The following is a 1,362-nucleotide window of genomic DNA, read 5'->3' as shown; positions in this document are numbered from 1 at the left end:
CGGGCGCCGGAGCCGTGACGAGGCGCGCTTCGCCCTGATCGTGCGCGAACGCCTGGCCGTGCTCGAGCTGTCCGGCGAGGTCGACTCGATCACCCTCAGCGCGGACAGCCCAGTCGCCGCCGACCCGCGCGGCAGGGACCTGTTCGGAGATCCCGCCCAAGCCGGCGAGGACGCCGCCCTGCTGCTCGCCCGCCTGCAGGCTCGGCTGGGCGAGGACGGCGTGCAGCGCCTCGATCTTCGCGCCGATCACCGTCCCGAGGCCGCCTGGCGAAATGCCGGCCCGTCCGCGCCTGCGGCCACCGCACGCGCCGGCCGCGACGCAGCCTCGGGGCCCCTCTCGACCTGGACGGCACCGCCGCCGGCAAGCACCTCCGCCGGCCTGCGCCCGCTGTGGCTGCTGCCCGCGCCACGCCCGATCTCCGCACCTCGCTACACCCTGCTCGGCGCCGCCGAGCGCATCGAGACCGGCTGGTGGGACGGCATGCCCGTGCGCCGCGACTACTACCTCGCGCGCGACGCCGACGAGGTCCTGTGCTGGATCTTCGAGAGCCTGGATGCACCCGGGCAATGGTTCGTCCATGGGTATTTCGGCTGACGGTGTCCTGCAAGGGCTCACGCTGCCCGCGCCGAGGGATCGGGGCGACGGGCGTAGTACACTCGTGGCGACTCCCATCCGCCCCACGTCGCCCATCTCCATGCCCGAGACCTCCCCCGCTGTCGCCGTTTCCGCACCCTCCCCCACCCGCACCACCCCTCCGCCGGGTGACCGCGACCGGCGGCGCGCGCTGTTCGCGCTGCTGCTGTGCGTCGTCGCGTTACCCGCCTCATGGCTGTTGTTCAGCCAGCTCGAGCGGCTGTGGCCGGAGCTCGTGCGGCTGGAGGGGCTCGCCTTCCTGGCAGCCGCCACCCTGCTCGGTGGCGCGATGGCGATCGGGCCGCTCGCGGCGGCGATCGGCCTGCTGGTCGCGGTGTGGTTCGGGGTGCGCAGCGTCTACAGCCCCCGCAGCCGCGCGACGCCGCTGCTCGATCGCGTCATCGTCGGCGCCGGCCTGCTGGTGTGGTTCGCGCCCGCGCTGGCGGCGATCGCGCAGGCGGTGCTTGCGCTGACGAGCGGACGAATCCATTTCGTTCGCCCGCCGCGCGACTACTTCCTCGCCACCGATCCGATCGCCTTCTGGCAGGGCGTCGGCTTCTGGCTGATCATCGCGGCGCTCGCCGGCTTCCTCGCCTGGCGCTACTGGCAGCCGAAGCTTTTCCCGGCGGAGACCGCCACGCGCGAGGCCTGAACGACCGCGCTCATCGCGGGGACAAGCGCCCGCCCCGCTTCGCCCGGGGCGCGACCCCGCCCCCTCCGCGAGCCGC

1 protein-coding gene and 1 pseudogene are annotated in these 1,362 nt (G+C 74.1%); both read left to right on the top strand.

Features of this window, described 5'->3' with window-relative positions; genetic code table 11:
• Window positions 1–595: pseudogene (locus C667_RS22985) on the top strand (Y-family DNA polymerase); the annotation flags it as partial.
• Window positions 555–1,286 (top strand): hypothetical protein, encoded by a 732-nt coding sequence (locus tag C667_RS22980; protein ID WP_245538529.1) that lies wholly within the window; start codon window positions 555–557, stop codon window positions 1,284–1,286. The pseudogene C667_RS22985 and the gene C667_RS22980, both read left to right, overlap by 41 nt.
• Window positions 1,287–1,362 lie beyond the last annotated feature (76 nt).

Source organism: Thauera phenylacetica B4P (assembly GCF_000310225.1).
GTDB classification, from domain to species: domain Bacteria; phylum Pseudomonadota; class Gammaproteobacteria; order Burkholderiales; family Rhodocyclaceae; genus Thauera; species Thauera phenylacetica.
The sequence above is the reverse complement of the archived record's forward strand: the minus strand, read 5'-3'. Positions and strand labels throughout refer to the sequence as shown.

What these genes read in the sequence shown, in the direction of transcription:
- C667_RS22980 (WP_245538529.1), top strand. Translation starts at nt 555, where the DNA reads ATGCACCCGGGCAATGGTTCGTCCATGGGTATTTCGGCTGACGGTGTC.